20 protein-coding genes are annotated in these 17,523 nt (G+C 48.8%); 12 read left to right on the forward strand and 8 right to left on the reverse strand.

Translation table 11 applies throughout. The features are described 5' to 3' along the window. The 3 genes from O5O45_RS19195 to O5O45_RS19205 are packed head-to-tail and all read right to left on the reverse strand — an operon-like array spanning position 1 to position 1,155. A complete protein-coding gene (locus tag O5O45_RS19195; protein WP_305900965.1) occupies positions 1–459 on the reverse strand; it encodes a YbaK/EbsC family protein in 459 nt (152 codons plus the stop codon). 19 nt (positions 460–478) lie between these two features. Further along, entirely contained in the window at positions 479–919 is a 441-nt protein-coding gene (locus O5O45_RS19200) for a GNAT family N-acetyltransferase (RefSeq protein WP_305900966.1), read from the reverse strand. Then, positions 916–1,155, reverse strand: a complete 240-nt coding sequence (locus O5O45_RS19205) for a hypothetical protein (protein ID WP_305900967.1) — start codon at positions 1,153–1,155, stop codon at positions 916–918. Before O5O45_RS19205 ends, O5O45_RS19200 begins: the two co-directional genes overlap by 4 nt. 77 nt (positions 1,156–1,232) lie before the next feature. On the opposite strand from O5O45_RS19205, the gene O5O45_RS19210 reads away from it, so the two are divergent. From O5O45_RS19210 to O5O45_RS19245, 8 genes are all read left to right on the forward strand, one after another. Continuing rightward, entirely contained in the window at positions 1,233–2,786 is a 1,554-nt protein-coding gene (locus O5O45_RS19210; protein WP_305900968.1) for a DUF6531 domain-containing protein, read from the forward strand. Beyond that, positions 2,783–4,243: a DUF6531 domain-containing protein gene (locus O5O45_RS19215; RefSeq protein ID WP_305900969.1), complete on the forward strand. Its 1,461-nt coding sequence runs from the start codon at positions 2,783–2,785 to the stop codon at positions 4,241–4,243. The genes O5O45_RS19210 and O5O45_RS19215 overlap by 4 nt, the downstream gene beginning before the upstream one ends. Positions 4,244–4,255: 12 nt before the next feature. Then, on the forward strand, positions 4,256–5,761 hold the full coding sequence (locus O5O45_RS19220; protein ID WP_305900970.1) for an RHS repeat domain-containing protein: 1,506 nt from the start codon (positions 4,256–4,258) through the stop codon (positions 5,759–5,761). Positions 5,762–5,804: 43 nt separating this feature from the next. Then, the gene (locus O5O45_RS19225; protein ID WP_305900971.1) at positions 5,805–8,648 is read left to right on the forward strand and encodes a golvesin C-terminal-like domain-containing protein; all 2,844 of its coding nucleotides are present in this window, start codon (positions 5,805–5,807) and stop codon (positions 8,646–8,648) included. A gap of 12 nt (positions 8,649–8,660) precedes the next feature. After that, a complete protein-coding gene (locus tag O5O45_RS19230; protein WP_305900972.1) occupies positions 8,661–9,521 on the forward strand; it encodes an RHS repeat-associated core domain-containing protein in 861 nt (286 codons plus the stop codon). Further along, a complete protein-coding gene (locus O5O45_RS19235; protein WP_305900973.1) occupies positions 9,506–9,877 on the forward strand; it encodes a DUF5412 family protein in 372 nt (123 codons plus the stop codon). The genes O5O45_RS19230 and O5O45_RS19235 overlap by 16 nt, the downstream gene beginning before the upstream one ends. A 192-nt stretch (positions 9,878–10,069) precedes the next feature. Next, positions 10,070–10,783 carry a transposase gene (locus O5O45_RS19240; RefSeq protein WP_305900974.1) on the forward strand — a complete coding sequence of 238 codons (714 nt, stop codon included), beginning with the start codon at positions 10,070–10,072 and terminating at the stop codon, positions 10,781–10,783. 155 nt (positions 10,784–10,938) lie between these two features. After that, the gene (locus tag O5O45_RS19245) at positions 10,939–11,316 is read left to right on the forward strand and encodes a hypothetical protein (protein ID WP_305900975.1); all 378 of its coding nucleotides are present in this window, start codon (positions 10,939–10,941) and stop codon (positions 11,314–11,316) included. A 273-nt stretch (positions 11,317–11,589) separates the two neighbouring features. On the opposite strand, the gene O5O45_RS19250 is transcribed toward O5O45_RS19245, so the two are convergent. Beyond that, positions 11,590–11,736, reverse strand: coding sequence for a hypothetical protein (locus O5O45_RS19250; protein WP_305900976.1), 147 nt, complete (start codon positions 11,734–11,736; stop codon positions 11,590–11,592). 198 nt (positions 11,737–11,934) lie between these two features. Between O5O45_RS19250 and O5O45_RS19255 the strand changes: the two genes are divergently transcribed. Continuing rightward, positions 11,935–12,243: a hypothetical protein gene (locus O5O45_RS19255; RefSeq protein ID WP_305900977.1), complete on the forward strand. Its 309-nt coding sequence runs from the start codon at positions 11,935–11,937 to the stop codon at positions 12,241–12,243. 196 nt (positions 12,244–12,439) lie between these two features. Continuing rightward, on the forward strand, positions 12,440–12,727 hold the full coding sequence (locus O5O45_RS19260) for a glycosyltransferase family protein (protein WP_305900978.1): 288 nt from the start codon (positions 12,440–12,442) through the stop codon (positions 12,725–12,727). A 187-nt stretch (positions 12,728–12,914) separates the two neighbouring features. Here O5O45_RS19260 and O5O45_RS19265 read toward each other — a convergent pair whose 3' ends face one another. Further along, complete coding sequence (locus O5O45_RS19265; protein WP_305900979.1) at positions 12,915–13,193, reverse strand: hypothetical protein; 279 nt, start codon at positions 13,191–13,193, stop codon at positions 12,915–12,917. Positions 13,194–13,555: 362 nt separating this feature from the next. Between O5O45_RS19265 and O5O45_RS19270 the strand changes: the two genes are divergently transcribed. After that, positions 13,556–13,954, forward strand: a complete 399-nt coding sequence (locus O5O45_RS19270; RefSeq protein ID WP_305900980.1) for a carboxymuconolactone decarboxylase family protein — start codon at positions 13,556–13,558, stop codon at positions 13,952–13,954. Beyond that, positions 13,920–14,252, forward strand: a complete 333-nt coding sequence (locus O5O45_RS19275; protein ID WP_305906226.1) for a hypothetical protein — start codon at positions 13,920–13,922, stop codon at positions 14,250–14,252. Before O5O45_RS19270 ends, O5O45_RS19275 begins: the two co-directional genes overlap by 35 nt. A 16-nt stretch (positions 14,253–14,268) precedes the next feature. Here the strand turns inward: O5O45_RS19275 and O5O45_RS19280 are convergent, their stop codons facing one another. The 3 genes from O5O45_RS19280 to norR all read right to left on the reverse strand — a co-directional run bounded on the left by O5O45_RS19280 (position 14,269) and on the right by norR (position 17,375). Beyond that, the gene (locus tag O5O45_RS19280) at positions 14,269–15,030 is read right to left on the reverse strand and encodes a substrate-binding periplasmic protein (RefSeq protein ID WP_305900981.1); all 762 of its coding nucleotides are present in this window, start codon (positions 15,028–15,030) and stop codon (positions 14,269–14,271) included. Positions 15,031–15,117: 87 nt separating this feature from the next. Continuing rightward, positions 15,118–15,648 (reverse strand): hypothetical protein, encoded by a 531-nt coding sequence (locus tag O5O45_RS19285; protein ID WP_305900982.1) that lies wholly within the window; start codon positions 15,646–15,648, stop codon positions 15,118–15,120. Between the two features lie 128 nt (positions 15,649–15,776). Then, positions 15,777–17,375: a nitric oxide reductase transcriptional regulator NorR gene (gene norR, locus O5O45_RS19290; protein ID WP_305900983.1), complete on the reverse strand. Its 1,599-nt coding sequence runs from the start codon at positions 17,373–17,375 to the stop codon at positions 15,777–15,779. Positions 17,376–17,523 lie beyond the last annotated feature (148 nt).

The following is a 17,523-nucleotide window of genomic DNA, read 5'->3' on the forward strand; positions in this document are numbered from 1 at the left end:
CTACCGCTCAGTCAGATACACCACGGGGTTGTCGCAACAGTCCAGCACCTTGCGAACATCCTCAACGCTGATCTCCACCGTCTTCTCAGGCGGCCCGGGAGAAAACACCAGCCTCTCGCTGGAAAAAATGCACTCATCAATCACCAGCGTGATATCAGCAGGATGTCCAAAAGGACAGGCGCACATCGGCTCACACCCGGTCTTTTCTGTTAACTCTTCATCGCTGCAAAAAGACGCCTTTCCGCCCAGCGCATTCTTTAACTGTTTCCAATCTAGGCGCTGATGCTGCAGCGTCACCAACATACAAAAACGCCCGTCTTTCAGTTTCATGAACAGACTTTTGCTTTCCGCGCCGGTGAAGCCAAAACGTCTGGCCACCTCTTCCGCCTTCTCATAGGTGAACACGGGTTCGTGAGTTTCTTCGCGGTAATTCACATTGGCCTTCTGCAATAAAGCCATCGTATCCCTATATAAATCGTCAAGCGTTCTCATTGTCTGGTTGAATCAATTCTTTGGTAAGGAAATGCTTGGCCTGATTGTGCTTGGGGTACGACTCCAATGTAAATTGCAGCGTGTACCCTTTCTTTTCATAAAAAGGCAATGCCTGAAAACTGAATGTATCCAAAACAGCATAACGACAACCACGCTTGATCGCCTCCGCCTCAGCGCGAGCCAACAACTCCCCGCCAATCCCTTTACTGCGCAATGATTCGGACACCCACAAATATTTAACCTTAAGCCAATTCCCAAACGTCTCTCCAACCACCCCCGCCAACTTGGCGCTCTGATCATCAGAATAAAAAACCGCCAGATCCTTCATCTCCCGCATATCCATATAGTTCAGGTTGTAAGCAATCAAACCATTATGAATGACATCGATATCTTCTTGAGTCGGGGAATCCGTTAATACGAAGTTCATATTTTTCCTTTTAAATAAAATGATGTCGTTTCGATCCTTACCCTCAAAATCGGCAATAAAAAACCACTGCCCTGAGAGATAATACTTTTGGCATATGGAGAGACCATTAAATTTTCGTTATGATTTTCAGCCATTCCAATTCCTTTATACTTTTTGACCAAAGCATAAGGACGATAGCTGTTTTCAATGATATGCATGGAGGCAAATACACATCTCATCCCTGCCACTTTTCTCACTCTTAAATCGTTGCTGCTTTCTGTGATCCCAGTTAAAGCGTCTGAGCCTATACAAATTCGAATATAAGGAGCTTAGTTTGAAACACTTGTTGAAAGGCAACCCTCGTAATGGTTCTGCGCTATCTCTACTGGGCCTGCTTATAATTTATTCTCATGCCGCAAAAGCAGGAGAAAGTGTCACGATTCCTGGTAAATTTCTTAACTATGAGGCAGCCAGGCTAGCTGTTGAGAAACAGCCAAGAGATTCTTCAGATGGCGGGGGAATTTGCTGTAGTCATCACGAGTTAGGGTTCAGAAAAGCTTGGAAAAGCGTCAAACTTGATGGTGTAAGCATCGAATACTACGCTTCGTTTTACTACCCAAATAAAGAGTCTTGCCCTACTGGAACCGAGTCATACTCAAACAACTCCTGTTTGCCGGTTCCACAGAGCAAACCACCAGAAGTCTGTGCGGGGAATCCTATAGATGTATCTACAGGCGAAAAACGCCAAACAGAAGTCGACTATCAGGATGCCAAGTCAGGGCTTCTTACTTTTTCACGTACATACTCAAGCGCCACAGGCCAATGGAGAGATAATTTATCCCGCAGTACGACAGACAAAAAAGTACTTCGCACTGATGGATCTGTCCTTGTTAGACCCTGGATAAAATCTAATCTAAGCGATGGCACATCCACTTATTATTTAGCCACAGGAAATGCAAAGAAAATTGAATACATTTCCATCAAGCCTTCGACTGGCGGCATTACACCAACCACCACAAAAAGCACCTCCGGCATTACATTAGATGAAAATGGAGTGCGCTATACCTATAACAGTGATGGAAAGTTAACTCGTGCAGAGAGGTTGGCTACGGGAGCATACGCCGAATACTCCTATGAGGATACGGATACTATCGTCACGGATAACTTGGGGCGAACACTTCGCATGAGTAAAGATGCGAGTGGAAATGTGACACAGATGATTACACCTGCCGGGGTGACGTTTAATTATACGTATATTGATGGAAATCTAACCCGCCTTGATAACTCCGCGGATATATCAAAACAATACCATTACGAAGACTCCCGCTTTCCCCATGCCCTAACAGGCATTACCGATGAAAAAGGCGTTCGCTTCGCCACCTGGAAATACGATGACCAGGGTCGCGCAGTTCTTTCAGAGCATGCTGATGGCGCAGAGAGGGTTACTCTCAGCTTCAATTCCGATGGCTCAACCACCGTCACTAACGAGCTGGGCAAGCAAACTACTTACCACTTTACTCATCTATATGGAACGAATAAGCCAACGTCAGTGGAAGGACATGCGTCAGAGAATTGCATCGCAGCAAACTCCTCTTACACCTACGACCAATATGGTTATAAAGACTTGGTTACCGACTGGAAAGGGAACATAACCGACTTCGATTACAGCCCCACAGGTCTGGAGATAAAGAGAGTCGAGGCAAAAGGCACATCAGACGAACGCATTACTGTAACTGAGTGGAACCCGACTTTAAGACAGCCGATTAAAATCACCGAGCCGAATCGCATTACTGAATTCACGTATGACGATGAGGGCAAATTGAAGAGTAAATCCATCCAACCTGTTAATTCCAGTAGCTCCACCATTTCAACAGAGAACAGTATATGAAGCATTTCATTTTATCCGTGCTCACCACCTCTTCACTACTACTCTCACACGCAAGTGCAAAAGAATGCGGAGAGTGGAAGTATGCAGGCCGATTTTGTAATGGGTACAAGGAAGGCCCAGGATCAAACTATAGCGAGTGTGTCTCAAAAATGGATTCCAACTGGAGCGATGGAAAATTCATGAGACTTGTGAATTTCAGAAGTGGAGACGAACCTGCATTCGCCATATATACCTACATATGGGAAGGAGCAAACTGTAAGCCATGTAATTATACAGAGTGGAGAGCAAATAAAGGTTCTTGCACACCGCCTAGTAGTGAACCCAATGGTCCGCCAAGCTGTAAAACGGGAAACCCTATCGATATTAGCACAGGCAATAAATACCAAGAAGAAAATGATATTTATTTTAGCCAAGAGCTTAATTTCACTCGATATTATAATAGCCTCGACCTTAGATGGCGCCACAGCTATTCAGCTAAGCTAATAGACTCTTGGACAAAAATTTACGTTATTGAAGACTCAGGAAGAAAAAGCGAGTTTATATACGACCAAGAAAAGTCTTCGTACATCCCTATAACTCACCTTTCAACAGAGTTATATAGGGATACAGTCAAAGATGAATGGAGATTTATAAACGAGGAAGGAAAAGAGTACAGCTTTGACAAGCTAGGCGCGCTACAGGAAATTATTTATCCAAACAAGAAAAAAATAACGATTACACGCGATCCCACTCAAAGCTTTATTGCAAAGGATGAACATGGAAATCAGATAAAAGTGGAACTTGATGGTGGGTATTACCTATTAAGCGCGGAACTCAACGAGAGTTTAAGAGTAGAGTATGTCCTTGACTCAGACAACCCCAACAACATCTTGAAAGCATCCAACTCAAATGGAAGCGAGAAAGCTTATCATTATGAAGATGCTCGCTTTCCAAATGCATTAACCGGAATTACCGATGAAAATGAGGTGCGTTATGCCACCTGGACATACAATGAGGACGGCAAGGCTGTTACATCTGAGCATGCAGGCGGAGTAGAAAAGTCCACGGTTATTTTTAATGAGGATAACTCAGCTACTGTAACTACTGCCCTAGGCAAGAAGACAACCTATCACTTCGAACGAATTCACGGCGTACGCAAAATTGTTCGGGTAGAAGGCCAGGAAAGTGAGCATTGCTTAGCCGCCAACTCGGCCTATACCTACGACAACAAAGGCTTCGTGGATACGGTTACTGACTGGGAAGGCAACATCACCGACTACGACTACAACGAACGCGGCCTGGAAGTAAAACGCATTGAAGCCAAAGGAACCCCGGAAGAGCGAGTGACGCTCACCGAGTGGCATCCAACATTGCGTCTTCCCACCAAGATCACCGAGCCTGAGCGTACCACTCAGTTCACGTACGATAATGTTGGGAAATTGGAAAAGAAGGTAATTCTTCAAACTATTGCAGAATAAATAGGAATTTCTATGGGATATAGTAAATTAAAATTCGCTATAAACACGTTATTTATTTCGACTATTGGTTCACTTTCGATTGCGCCATCAGTAAAAGCTGCACTTGTCTGTGAACAGTGGATTACTGAAGGTGGGTGTTCCTCATCGTCCCCAGTCGCAACAGCACAGTGTGGATTTTCATGGGCACAAAGCAAATGGCCTGGGCGTGTTATGGAAAAAGGCCCTTTACAGCCATGGAATAAGGGATACGTGCAGCGTTGGAAATGGGGTGATGAGGATGACTATGGTAGAGGGATGGTTATTAGTGGGAAAAACTGTCATAAAGCAAATCCCCCCAACAAGCCACCAGGAAACGGAGCACCACCTCCAGATATATGCACTGGTAATCCTGTAAATGCTCTCTCAGGAGGTAAATACCAGAACGAGAAAGACATCGAAATGCCCTTAGGCTTTGATGTTGCCCGCTACTATTTTTTTGACAATAGTATTGGAAAGTGGGGTTTCAGTTTTGATTATTCACTTACTATTTCCGATAACGAGATAAAAGTTAACTTCCCTGATTCGAAAGTATTTACATACGTTGATTCCGGCCAAAACAACTGGGTAACCGACTCAAATATCGCCTACGACCTAAACAGGGTCAATAACGGCGAGGTAGTTTGGGTTCTGTCGGGCAACGATGGAAATCGATACAATTTCAATCTCTCTGGCAAACTGATCAGCGTAATAACCCGGGATTTGAAAGAGCTGGATATATCCATTCATCCTGACATTCAACGGCCAGTGCAGTTACAGGCGTTAGGCGTAATTGTGGATATCCTATACAACGAGCAATCTAGAGTTGCATCTATCTCATCATCCGATGGACAGACTGTAAACTATGAATATGACTCGCAAGGTCGTCTGTTTAAGGTGAGTCGCTTTAATGCAGAAGGCGCTTTCACAAAGACCTATCACTACGAGCATGAAATATTTTCTACCGCCCTGACAGGTATTACGGATGAGTTGGGTATCAGATTCGCCACGTGGGAATATGATTATATAGGTCGAGTCACAAAGTCCTACCATGCAGATAAGGCAGAGCTTTTTCAATTCGATTACTCCAAAGCGGACAATGCATCCAACCCAAGCGTTAAAATTACCAACCCTTTGGGCAAGATTAGCACCTACTACTATAAGTACATCAATGGCGTTCGAACATTGACTCAAATTGAAGGGGACGCAACCGCCAATTGTGCAGGAGCCAATACTTCATATACCTATGACGCAAATGGTTACGTTGACTTAGTCACTGACTGGGAAGGCAACATCACCGACTACGACTACAACGAACGCGGCCTGGAAGTAAAACGCATCGAAGCAAAAGGAGCCCCGGAAGAGCGAGTGACGCTCACCGAGTGGCACCCAACATTGCGTCTTCCCACCAAGATCACCGAGCCGGGTCGCATCACCGAATTCACCTACGACGATGACGGCAAACTGAAGAGTAAATCCATCCAGCCTGTGGCCGCCAACTAAGCGCACAGGGATGTTACGTTTTTGATTAAGGGTTAATACACACATGATGTTAGCAAAGAAAACCGCTTTGGCGGCGGCTATCGCCAGCGTATTCATGAGCGCCAACAGCTGGGCCGATCGCTCCTGGAGTTACACCTACAACAGCCAGAATCTGATGGAGACCCAGGACGGTCCCCGCACGGACGTCAACGACGTCACCACTTACGGCTATCATGACGACGGCAACCTGCACACCATCACCAATGCGCTGTCTCAGGTCACCACGTTGGAGAACTACAACGGAGCGGGTCTGGCGCAGAAGATTATCGACGCCAACGGCGTCGTGACCCTGTTGGAATACAACTGGCGCGGCCAGCCGGTTAAGCGCACCGTAAAAAGCAGCCAGGGCGACGCCATCACCGTCTTCGTTTACGACAAGGTCGGGCTGCTGGAGCAGATCACCCTGGCGGACGGAACCTTCCTGCATTACGAATACGATCCCGCGCGTCGTTTGCGCAGCGTCACTAACCGCGCCGGCGACAAGATCGTCTATGAAGTCGACCCCATGGGCAACCGCACCAAGGTGGAGATCAAAGACGGCGCCGAAAACCTGTTCAACGTGCAGCGGCAGGTCTTTGACGAGCTGGGGCGGTTGATCCGAAGCATCACCGCCGCCAATCATGAGACCCGTTACGGTTACGACAAAAACTCCAACATGACGTCCGTCACCGACGCCAACAACCAGCAGACCGTACAGGGCTTTGACGCGCTGAACCGGCTGATCAAGGTGACCGACGCCAAACTGGGCGTCACCCAGTATGAGTACGACGCTCAGGACAATCTCATTGCGGTTACCGATCCGCGCAACCTGAAGACGACCTACAAGTACGATTACGCTGGCAACATGTACGAGCAGAACAGTCCGGACACTGGCCTGACTGTCTTTACCCATGATGACGCAGGCAATGCGCTGACCCGCACCGACGCACGCGGCGTGGTGACTGAATACAGCTATGACGCATTGAATCGGGTGACTCAGATTCGCTACCCCGCGAATCCCGCCGAGAACATTTCCTACAGCTATGACGACACCGCCAACGGCAATAAAGGCGTCGGTCGCCTGACTCGCATCAGCGATCAGTCTGGAACCATCAGCTTCCATTACGACGACCGCGGCAACCTGGTGAAGGAAACCCGCGCGCTGGAGGGTCAGACCTACGTCACTCTGTATGCTTACGACTTGGCCAACAAGTTGACGGACATCACCTACCCCAGTGGTCGCATCGTGCGTTATCACTACAATGAAGAAGGTCAAATAGATCGCGTCGCGACGCTGGCCAATAGCGGCGCAGCGGAAAAGGTCGTGGTGGAGAACGTCAGTTACCTGCCCTTCGGCCCCATGCAGAGCCTTACCTACGGCAACGGCCTGACGCGCACCATGAGCTACGATCAGGACTACCAATTGACCGGCATCGACAGCAGCGTCATGCGTCGCAGCTACGGGTATGATCCGCTGGGCAATATCACCAGCATCACGGACCAGCTTGACAGCGCGCAAAGCCAGAGTTTCGGCTATGACGCCCTGTCACGCCTGGAAACCGCGGACGGCGGATACGGCGATATACGTTACGACTACGACGCGGTGGGTAATCGTACCGCGCGCACCCGCACGCAAAACGGCAAGACCCTGTCGGAGAGCTATGAATACGCCAGCGACAGCAACCGCCTGACCCGTGTCGACATCAATGACGACGGCGCCGTCAGTGAACGCACGTTCGCCTACACCGACAACGGCAATATCCGTCAGGATCAGAACAATGCCCGCAATCTGGAGCTGATCTACAACCAGCAGAACCGTTTAGAAGAAGTGAAGAAAGGCGGCGAGCAGCTGGCCATGTACGTACACAACGCCCTCGGCCAGCGCGTCATCAAAGTCGCGACCGACCCCGCGGCCAACGTGCATTTCCACTACAGCCAAAGCGGTCAATTGCTGGCGGAGACCAAGCCGAGCGGCGAAGTCATTCGGGAAATGATTTACCTCAACGGCGTTCCTGTGGCCATGCTGGCGGAAGGCGGTGGCGGCGCAACAACGCCCGTGTCCGACATCATCGTCGACAACCATGACAGCGGCGTCACCACTGTCGGAGCCTGGAGCGCGTCCAGCTTCTCCAGCGTCCGCCATGGCGCAGACTATCAATACGCGCCTGCGGGCAGCGGCGGGAAATCCTTCACCTGGAAACTCCCCGTCAGCAAAGCTGGCGTCTACAAAGTCTACGCCTACTGGAACGCAGGAGACTCCCGCGCCAGCAACGCCACTTACAGCCTGCAGACCAGCGCCGGCGCGCAAAGCATAACCGCCAACCAGCAACAAGGCGGCGGCTGGGGCCTACTGGGCTCCTACTCACTAAATAGCGCCGCCGCCATCACGCTGAGCGACAACGCTAACGGATACGTGATTGCGGACGCCATTAAACTGGAGTGGGTTGGCTCGACCGTAACACCTGACCCCGCTCCGCTCACGGTAGACAATAGCGACGCCGCAGCGACGCAGACTGGCGGCTGGAGTGTTTCCAGCTATTCCCCCGCCCGTTATGGCGATAACTACCACTACGCCCCCTCCGGAACTGGAAGCAAAGTCTTCACCTGGAACCTTGCTATCGAGCGGGCAGGCAATTACCGCGTTTACGCCTACTGGAACGACGGCTCCTCCCGCGCCAGCAACGTGAAGTACGACATTCAGACCCAATCAGGAACGCAAAGCGTGCAAGTGAACCAACAACAGGGCGGCGGCTCCTGGAGCCAGATCGGCGTATTCCCCCTGGACGCCAACGCAAAAGTCTCCGTCTCTGACAATGCCAACGGCTACGTCATTGCAGACGCCATCAAAGTGGAATGGGCCGGCGAGTAAGGAGTAACAGACATGAAAAGCCTAAACCAATTAACAACGATTTTATTCAGCGCCCTATTCTCACTGGCCACCCTGCTCAGCGCACAAGCGCACGCGGAAGCCGACCTGTACTTTATCCACTCAGACCACCTGGGCACGCCTCAGGCGATGACCGACAACGAACAAAATGTCGTTTGGAAAACCCAGCAGACTCCGTTTGGGGAGACTGTGAAGGAGACAGGGACTGCCGTTCAGCCCCTGCGTTTTCCAGGGCAGTATGCTGACTTAGAGATGGGATTCAGCTATAACTATTATAGGGATTATGATCCAAGCTTAGGCCGGTATGCTCAAAGTGATCCGATTGGGTTAAAGGGAGGGCTGAACACTTATGCTTATGTTTCACAAAACCCGATAACCAAAGTTGATCCTTATGGTTTAGAAGAGTATCCAGATGACTTTATAGGACCACTTCCTCCTAGTGGGTATTACACATCAGAAATGGATCAAACCAAGTGTGGAAAAGTCCCGCCATCTCCAGTTGGAACAAATATATATTTAAATATAATTGTAGCAAAAGGAAAGCTTAGTCCATTTTGGTTTTATAACCAAGTCCGCAATAGAGGACCATGGGATTACAAGCAGCAGGGGGCAAAATATCAGGATTTTGGTAATTTTCACTACGGAGCTACAGGAACAGCCCTTGGTTTTTCCTCAAGCACTTTGTACAGAGAAGCTGGTCGTGCTCAGCAAAGCGCGGGCACATCACTCCCAAATTGGGGAGAACCCGGCTCCAGATTTAATCCTTGGGGAGGTAGTCCGCCTTATGGGGATGATCCTACTGACCAAGCTCAAATTGAAAGTGGTATAAATTTTTGCGAGTGTTATTTAAATTAATAGCGTTAAGCTTTATCGCCTTTCTTTCGGGGTGCTCATCAAGCTGTGGAAATAGAATAATAGATGAAGTGAGCTCCCCTAATGGGATGAATATTGCTACGATTTTTGAGCGTAACTGTGGCGCAACAACAAGCTATGTTCAGGCAATTATCATACGAGATAGGAATTCAAATTTTAATGGCAATAATGTGGACGACTTCATATTTACTATGAAAGGTCAAGAAGAAGTTAAAGTAAAATGGCTTGGCGACAATAGGCTTGTCGTCATACGGCCTGAGAAAACAAAAGATATTTATATAAAGCTCAGCGATTGGGAAGACTTTAAAATTGACTACACCACCCCCAATTATAAATAGTGTACTTATGGATAATTAAAGCCCCCTGAGTAGGAGTATAAGGAGGGGTACAGCTTACACTACCACTATAATAGCCTCGGCAGGCTACTCCTGCTTAGGCTATATCCCATCAATCAATAGGGTCAGAGTCATTGATCCTTACATGCGTAAGAGTTAATCTACCAACCTCAATTTCAGAAACTGATTATTCTGATGGCTCGTTTACCTCGCCTTTATCTCCCAGGCTGTGCTCATCACATCATTCAGCGGGGCAACAATCGTGAGCCCTGCTTTTACGATGAGGCGGACTACAAGGCTTATCTCTCTTTTCTAAAGGATGCGGCAGACAAATATCAGGTTGACATCCATGCTTTTGTCTTGATGACCAACCATGTTCATATGCTTGCCACCCCTGTAAACGACCAGGGAATAGGTCGAATGATGCAGGCGCAAGGACGCAAGTATGTTCAGTACTTTAACTACACCCATAGCCGCACCGGCACTCTGTGGGAAGGGCGTTACAAGTCCACCTTAGTTGATTCTGAGACATACCTGTTAACAGTTTATCGCTATATTGAGCTAAACCCTGTCAGAGCGGAGATGGTGGAGCATGCTTCTGAATATCCATGGTCAAGCTATCGGCACAATGCCCTTGGGAGAATGATTCAGTTGATCAGGCCGCATTCGATTTACCAGCAACTGGGTAAAACGGCGGAAAAGCGCCAGAAGCATTACCGACTATTATTTCGTGGTCGGATGCCAGAACAAAATTTATCTGCGATCCGGGAAGCGACTAACAAGGCTTGGGTGTTGAGTAATGATCGTTTTAAGGCTGAGATAGAAGCCAAAACTGGAAGACGGGCAAGGCCATTGGGACGAGGAGGAGATAGGAAGTCTGAGAAATTTCACGTGATGAAAGATCAATGACTCTGACCCTATTGATACGACTTCCGTGAATAACGATGCGAAATATCCTAATTTTGTGCATGAGTTAGGACAATTAATTAAGGGTGGCCTTCAATCTCAAGAACAACTTAACAATTGGAGCAAAGCTAAAAAACTAAAGGAACAAGCAAACTCACATGCAGAAGGAAAGTTTTAGTTCAAAAAAGCTAATTAGGAAAGTCGCGGTTAACTTATTAGCCATAACATCCTTATTGGCTGCATCGACCTTCTTGGTCATTGATGAGATATTGATTTTCATCTTTGGTGATACAACACTATATTCGAGAAACTATTCGGATCAAGCATTTACCAACTTGGAGATTGGCAGCTCACAGGAAAACGCCATCACTTTTCTTGGACCACCATTGGAATCTTATTTAGTCGATGATGATAGTACTGAGATTGAAATATGGGTTTACTCAAAAAGCAACTCAGATTCTCATTTCAGAAAAAAATTAATACACTTCAAGAGTGGTATTATGGTAAAAAAAATCGATGAGGTAGTCATAGACTAACGGCGCAGATAGTCATTGGGCTGCAGCATAATCTGCCAACATCATAATGATTGAATTCTGATAAGTAACGATTATTTCAGTTATTGCGCCTCAAACAGTTCATCGAGGCGCATTTTTCCATAAATAAATGTCACATCATAAGCACTTGCATTGTAAGGGGGCTCAATGATGTATGTTGGGAACAGTCGATAGGGTCAGGGTCATTGATGCCTGCATGCTTGAGAGTTAACCTGCCAGCCTTTCTTTCAGAAACGGATTATTCTGATGGCTCGTTTACCTCGCCTTTATCACCCAGGCCGTGCTCACCACATCTTCCAGCGGGGCAACAATCGTGAATTCAGCTTTTACGATGAGGCGAATTACAAGCCTTATCTCTCTTTTCTGAAGGATGTAGCAGACAAATATCAGGTCGACATCCATGCTTTTGTCTTGATGACCAACTATGTTCGCATGTTTGCCCCCCTCTGCAGACGGCCGGGAAAGGGAAGCGGATACCAACTTAGTTATCTCGACCATCTAATATTTGGCAACAGTTCAGGGCCTTTTGAGTTGAAAAAGACAGACCAGAACGGGCAGTATTGTCCACTCAGATTTTACACATAATGATTTAGATAAAATATGGATATAGAAAGTGTGGTTTGGTTATCTGTACCAATTATTGTATTTTCTGTGTGCAGTTTTTTTATGCCCCGGTTAATTAACAAGCAACGATTCGGCTTTGTTTTTATTGGAGTAATTATTGGCTTTTCCGGATTATTAATAGGACCTCGCTGTCTAAGCATGAAATTAGAAGAGAAAATATATGGAGCGTTAATTTATTCTATTTGCCTCTCCCTAATAATTATATTTTTTTATCTTGCCTCTTCATTTTCAGGAAAAAATAAGGATAGAAAGTCTGTGAAGTTTCGTGTAATGAAGAATTTATGACTCTTATCCTATTGACACAAGCATTCTGAAACGTATATATCTATACTCTTTAATGAAAAAATACAAACCATTACTTATCGTCGTCCCAATAATACTTGCCGCCCTCCATTATAGCTATGAATGGAGGAGGCAAACGTCCTTACTATCAGAGTTAAAAAGCTCCATCTTATCCTCCGATGAGCTCTGGTTATGCAACTTGGATGGTTATGAAATTACAGGTGAATGTTTCAAAGCTGACAAGGAAAAACTGGCGCAAGCACTACCTCAAGAAATACCAAATTTCTCACCAGGAAAGGCGGGAGCCATTCATAAATATGCATTAAAGTTTTTCGGAGAACATAAAGCAAAGTGCTTCCTATTAATAGAATATAAAGATAGAGCTGATTCGATCTGGATATCAAAGATAGATACAGATCCAAGCTGCAATAGTATTTTAAGACAATATGGCGCAAAGATACCGACCATCAAAAACTGGTTTAATTAAATACCTACAGCGTTAGTAGTACCTTTTAGCTATCAAAGAGGCTGTCTATTCGAGAACTAAGCTAGTAGCTTTAATAGGTTATTAAACTATATGGCCCCGCAATTGTCGGGGCCATTTTTTACAAGCTGCTAAAAACGTTAGAAGGAGTGAGCGGGAGCTATTTTCGACAAAAGACGCGCAGCCTTCCTCAAACAACCCCACTCTCCCCCTCAAAGCTCATCTCCACGAAGTTGCGTACGGTGACGCCTTCTGGGAGTTCCGGCACTCTAAGGGTGTCCAGGTCCCAGACTTTTTCTCCGTCGATGGTGACTTTCAGGCTGCTGCCGCACCAGGCGTAGATAGTGTAGGTATCGTCTTGGATCCGCACTTCGAATTGACCTGCCGTTTCGCTGTCGGCGGTGAATAAGGCGGTTTTTCCCGGTGGGACTTCCACTTCAAGAGCCCAGGGCTCTATCCATATGGTCATTGATTTGCCTGTGGGATTCAGGATTCGCTTTTCGTCTGTGTATTTCATCGGGCGCTGTCAGGATTTCGTCTGAAAACGAGCCGCAATAATACATCATTTTTCGTATTTTGGGACATTCACTACATTACAGACGATTTTTTCTCTTTGATTCAATGGGTTGAAGTCAAATAAAACTGTATTCCCAGGCCTCTTTGCTTCTGCCGCAATGTTCTAACCGGCCACTCTTTAGGCGCTAAAAAATCTAAGAGCAAGCTTTTGAAAAGTGGACGTTTTTTCAACGCCAGTCAACACCAGAGAAAAACCGGTTACCCCTGGTGTTATACTGATCAGGCTTCCCTAACGGGGGAGCAAGGGGGTGTCACATGACAATTCAAGAAACCTATCGAGAAATCGAGCAAACCTTAGGACTGGTTCCGGAATGGATCAGGCAAATGCCAGAAAGCGGTGTGAACGGCTTTTGGACAATGGCCCGGGATTTCTGGCTGTCGGAAACCAAAGTCCCCAATAAATACAAAGAACTGATTGGCCTCGCAGTGTCCGGCGCAACCCGCTGCAAATACTGCGCACTATTCCATACCGAAGCCGCCCGGCTTTTTGGGGCGACTGATGATGAGATCGCCGAAGCCAGCCTGATGGGCGCGCTTTCCATGATGGGCAGCACCTTTATCAACGCCCAGCAAATTGACTACGACACATTCAAACAGGAAACGCTTGATATTGTCCGCCATGTTAAAAGCCAGCAAACCTCTCAAGCGGCATGAAGCGTTCAAGGACCCTACGTTATTGCGATTGGAGCAGGATAAGTTGATTCAACACACCGACGGAGGTCCCAAGACCTCCGCCCGGTGGCAGGCCGCCGTGATGAGGGCGACCGGCGAATTGATGCAGAACCCGGAGTACGCGCAGCCAACCAGCCAGGACCTGCGCATCGCCTATGCCAAAGCATTGTTCAGTATTTACGACGATACCGTGACGGATTTGGAGCTTACTGAAATGCTCCTGGCTCTGTGGCGTATTGAAATGGATAGCCTCTCCCCTGTTCAGCATTCGCAGGACTAAAGCAAACCGCTGGAAATCAATGTTCCCCCAGCCATTTCTGAGTAATATGCTGCATGCGCCCGTCCCGCTTCATTTCATCCAGAGCATCCTGCCAAGTCTGAATCACGTTATCCGGAACCTCTTTGGAGAAGGCGATATATTTGGGCTGCTCCTGGATGACATAAACGATTTTCAGCAGTCCGGGGTCGATGCCCTGCAACCTTGCCGTAAATACGCCGACCACATCCACCGTCACCCAGAGATCCAGATACCCCCGCACCAAATTACCCGGATTAAACTGCTCGCTCCCCGGGTTACTGACCAAATTAGTGAATCCTTGTCGCTGCAGTAACTTTTCAGCGGAGTACCCCTGCACCGTACCGATGCGAGACACAGCGCGGGCGTCGTCCATGTTGTCTATCTGAACATTGGCGTCTTTAGCGGCGAAAAACACCAGATTGGCAATCGCCACCGGCCCCACCCACTTATACAACGACTCCCGTTGCTCAGTGCGAGTCACCGTAAATAACGCCGCGTTGGACTTGTTGGCCAGGTAATACAGGCCCCGTTTCCAAGGCGTGGATTGAATTGGATAAGCCTCCCCTACCGTTCGCATGATTTCCTCAACGGTTTCAACCGCCATGCCTTTGGCGACGCCATTTTCCGTGTAGCAGAAGGGAGGATATTCAGAGATGTAGACGTCCAACGCCGCTGTCGCGCTTCCCGCCGTTTCAGCATAAGTTGGCAGGGCGCGACAAAGCATCAACATGAAGAAACAGCACCAGCGTGAGACCAGCATGACTTCCCGCCGCAATATTCATGGGGGTGGCTATAAGTCTAGCCCCTGTCATATCACTGTAAAGTCTCCGAGGCCTTCAGAGCCCCTTTAGAGCAGGCTCTCCACACGTTGCAAAAACGCTCTCGCCTCCGGCTCTGGCCCATCCCCCATGTTGGCGTGGGAATCGCCGCGCCACTCACACATGACGGTACGCAATCCGCCTTCCGTACTTACGCCAAGTTCCAGTGTGAAGTAGCGGAATGGAGGCGTCCCATTTTCTAGTTTCATCTCCGGTCCCGCCGTCAATACAATCGCCACCAGCATCGCTTCAGCGACGGCTTTGGCTTCCGGCATTTTCATCAGGATTGTCGGGTAGTCCTTCACTCGTAAGGTGGCGAATTCGATGTCACCCGGATCAAAATCCGCTTTGCCTTCCGCGTCGCAGTTTTCACACACTTTGGACCAGAGGAAATCAATCAGGTGCGTGCGCTCCTCGGTGGGGATCAAGGCGAATAACTGTAACGGATCACTTTCGCAAAACTTACGCATGGCGATATGGGCGAATGTGTAGTGATGCGGCCTGGGCTCGCTTAACAGTTCGGCTTCATTCTGCCCCTTGTTTTGCTTTTTCCAGAACATAAACGACTACTCCAGTTTTCGATTTTAGGTCTTTGTTCGCGCACTATTGTTTGTAGCGCACTATTGTTTGTAGCGCACTATTGTTTGTAGCGCACTATTGTTTGTAGCGAACTGTTGTTTGTTGCGAACTACGGTTTGTCGCGCACGATAACATGCCGCCTTTCCACATGAACGCCCAGCCGCCTGGCCAGCCTGATCAGGTTGGCGCGGTCCAAAGATAGGGCGCGCGCCGCGGCGGCCCAATTGCCCTGCTCTTCGGCTAGAGTGCGGTGAATCAGTTCGCGCTGGAACCGTTCCGTTTCTTCTTTCAGGTTAACAGGCTTAAGCGATGAAGCCAGCTCAGCGGAGACAGCGTGATCCGGCTGCAACATCGTTGCGGAAGAAGGCGGAACAGAAAGATCACAGTGCTCCGGCAGGATCGTCACGATCCGCTTGCCCGCCTGCTCGCTTCTGGCGCGTAGAGCCGCCCGGCTGATGGTATGCTCCAGCTCGCGCACATTCCCCGGCCAGGGGTAAGCCAGCAACGCCTCATTCACCGCCGGAGCCAGACGAATCTGCTCCATACCCAGCTTGCGACGCGTCGCGGCGATAAAATAACCCGCCAGCAACAAGACGTCCTGGTCGCGTTCACGTAAGGGTGGAACCTGAATGGGATAGACGCTCAGACGATGATATAAATCTGCGCGAAACGTTTCTGCTTTCACTTCTCGCGCAAGGTCCCGGTTAGTGGCGGCGATCACCCGCACATTTACTTTTTCCAGCTTGTCCCGCCCCACTTTTTGCACTTCTCCGCTTTGCAGCGCCCGCAGCAGTTTGCTCTGCACCGCCAATGACAACTCGCCGATTTCATCGAGAAACAGGGTGCCGCCATCCGCCAGCATGAACTTGCCCATACGATCACTGTTAGCGCCGGTGAAGGCGCCTCGCACATGACCAAACAGCTCGCTTTCCGCCAAGGCGTCCGGCACGGCGGCGCAGTTGACGTACACCAGAGGTTCGTTACAGCGGGACGACTGCATGTGCAGAGTGCGGGCGACCAGCTCTTTCCCCACACCGGTCTCTCCAGTCACCAGAACATTAAAGTCCGAGGACGCCACCAGTCGGATCTCCCGCCGTAACTGCGCCATGGCGGCGCTTTCACCAATCAGCTCGCCGCCGTCACGGCTCAATGCCTCCTGGGTCAGCGCCAACGCCACTTCATGGGCGTGACTGGCCTTGTACTCCAACATGTTCAGCAGTTCGGCGGATCGTAATGTTGCGGCGGCCAAAGCATTAAGAATGGATAGCGTCTTCAGGGAAATATCGTCGAACACGCCCGCGCTCAGGCTGTCCAGAGTCAGCAGGCCGATCAGGCGATTGTCCGAGTACAAGGGAAAGCCCATGCAAGCGTGCACCGGCAGATCCCCTTGCGTCGCCAGCAGCAAGCCGTCATAGGGGTCTGGCAACTGACAGTCTGCAGCGAAGCGCACCGGCTGCCGCGACTGCGTCAATCGCTCAAAACGCGGGTGCTCGTCCGCCTTGAAACGACGCCCCAAAATATCTGGCGACAAGCCCTGCGCCGCCAATGGAACCAGCACATCCTCACGCAAAGCGAGCAGCGCCACCGCATCGCAGGGTATCGCCGTGCGCACTGCGCTCAACAAGCGATCAAAGCGGTCTTCATTGGTCAGACTATTGGCGAGATCCACAGCGATCTCCACTAACACGGAGAGAGGCGCATCAGTCATATCAAATAAACCCTTATGTGTCTTTTTGACTCGTTTAATCAGGGTCATTTTAACCCTCTCGCCGCTTAAATCCAGCGCTTTCCCCTTTATTTTCAAGCTATTCCAACCTGGCAAAGCAATTGCACATACAGATTCAATACTTCCGGTT

The sequence above is a fragment of the Hahella sp. HNIBRBA332 genome (genome assembly GCF_030719035.1).
Classification (GTDB): Bacteria; Pseudomonadota; Gammaproteobacteria; order Pseudomonadales; family Oleiphilaceae; genus Hahella.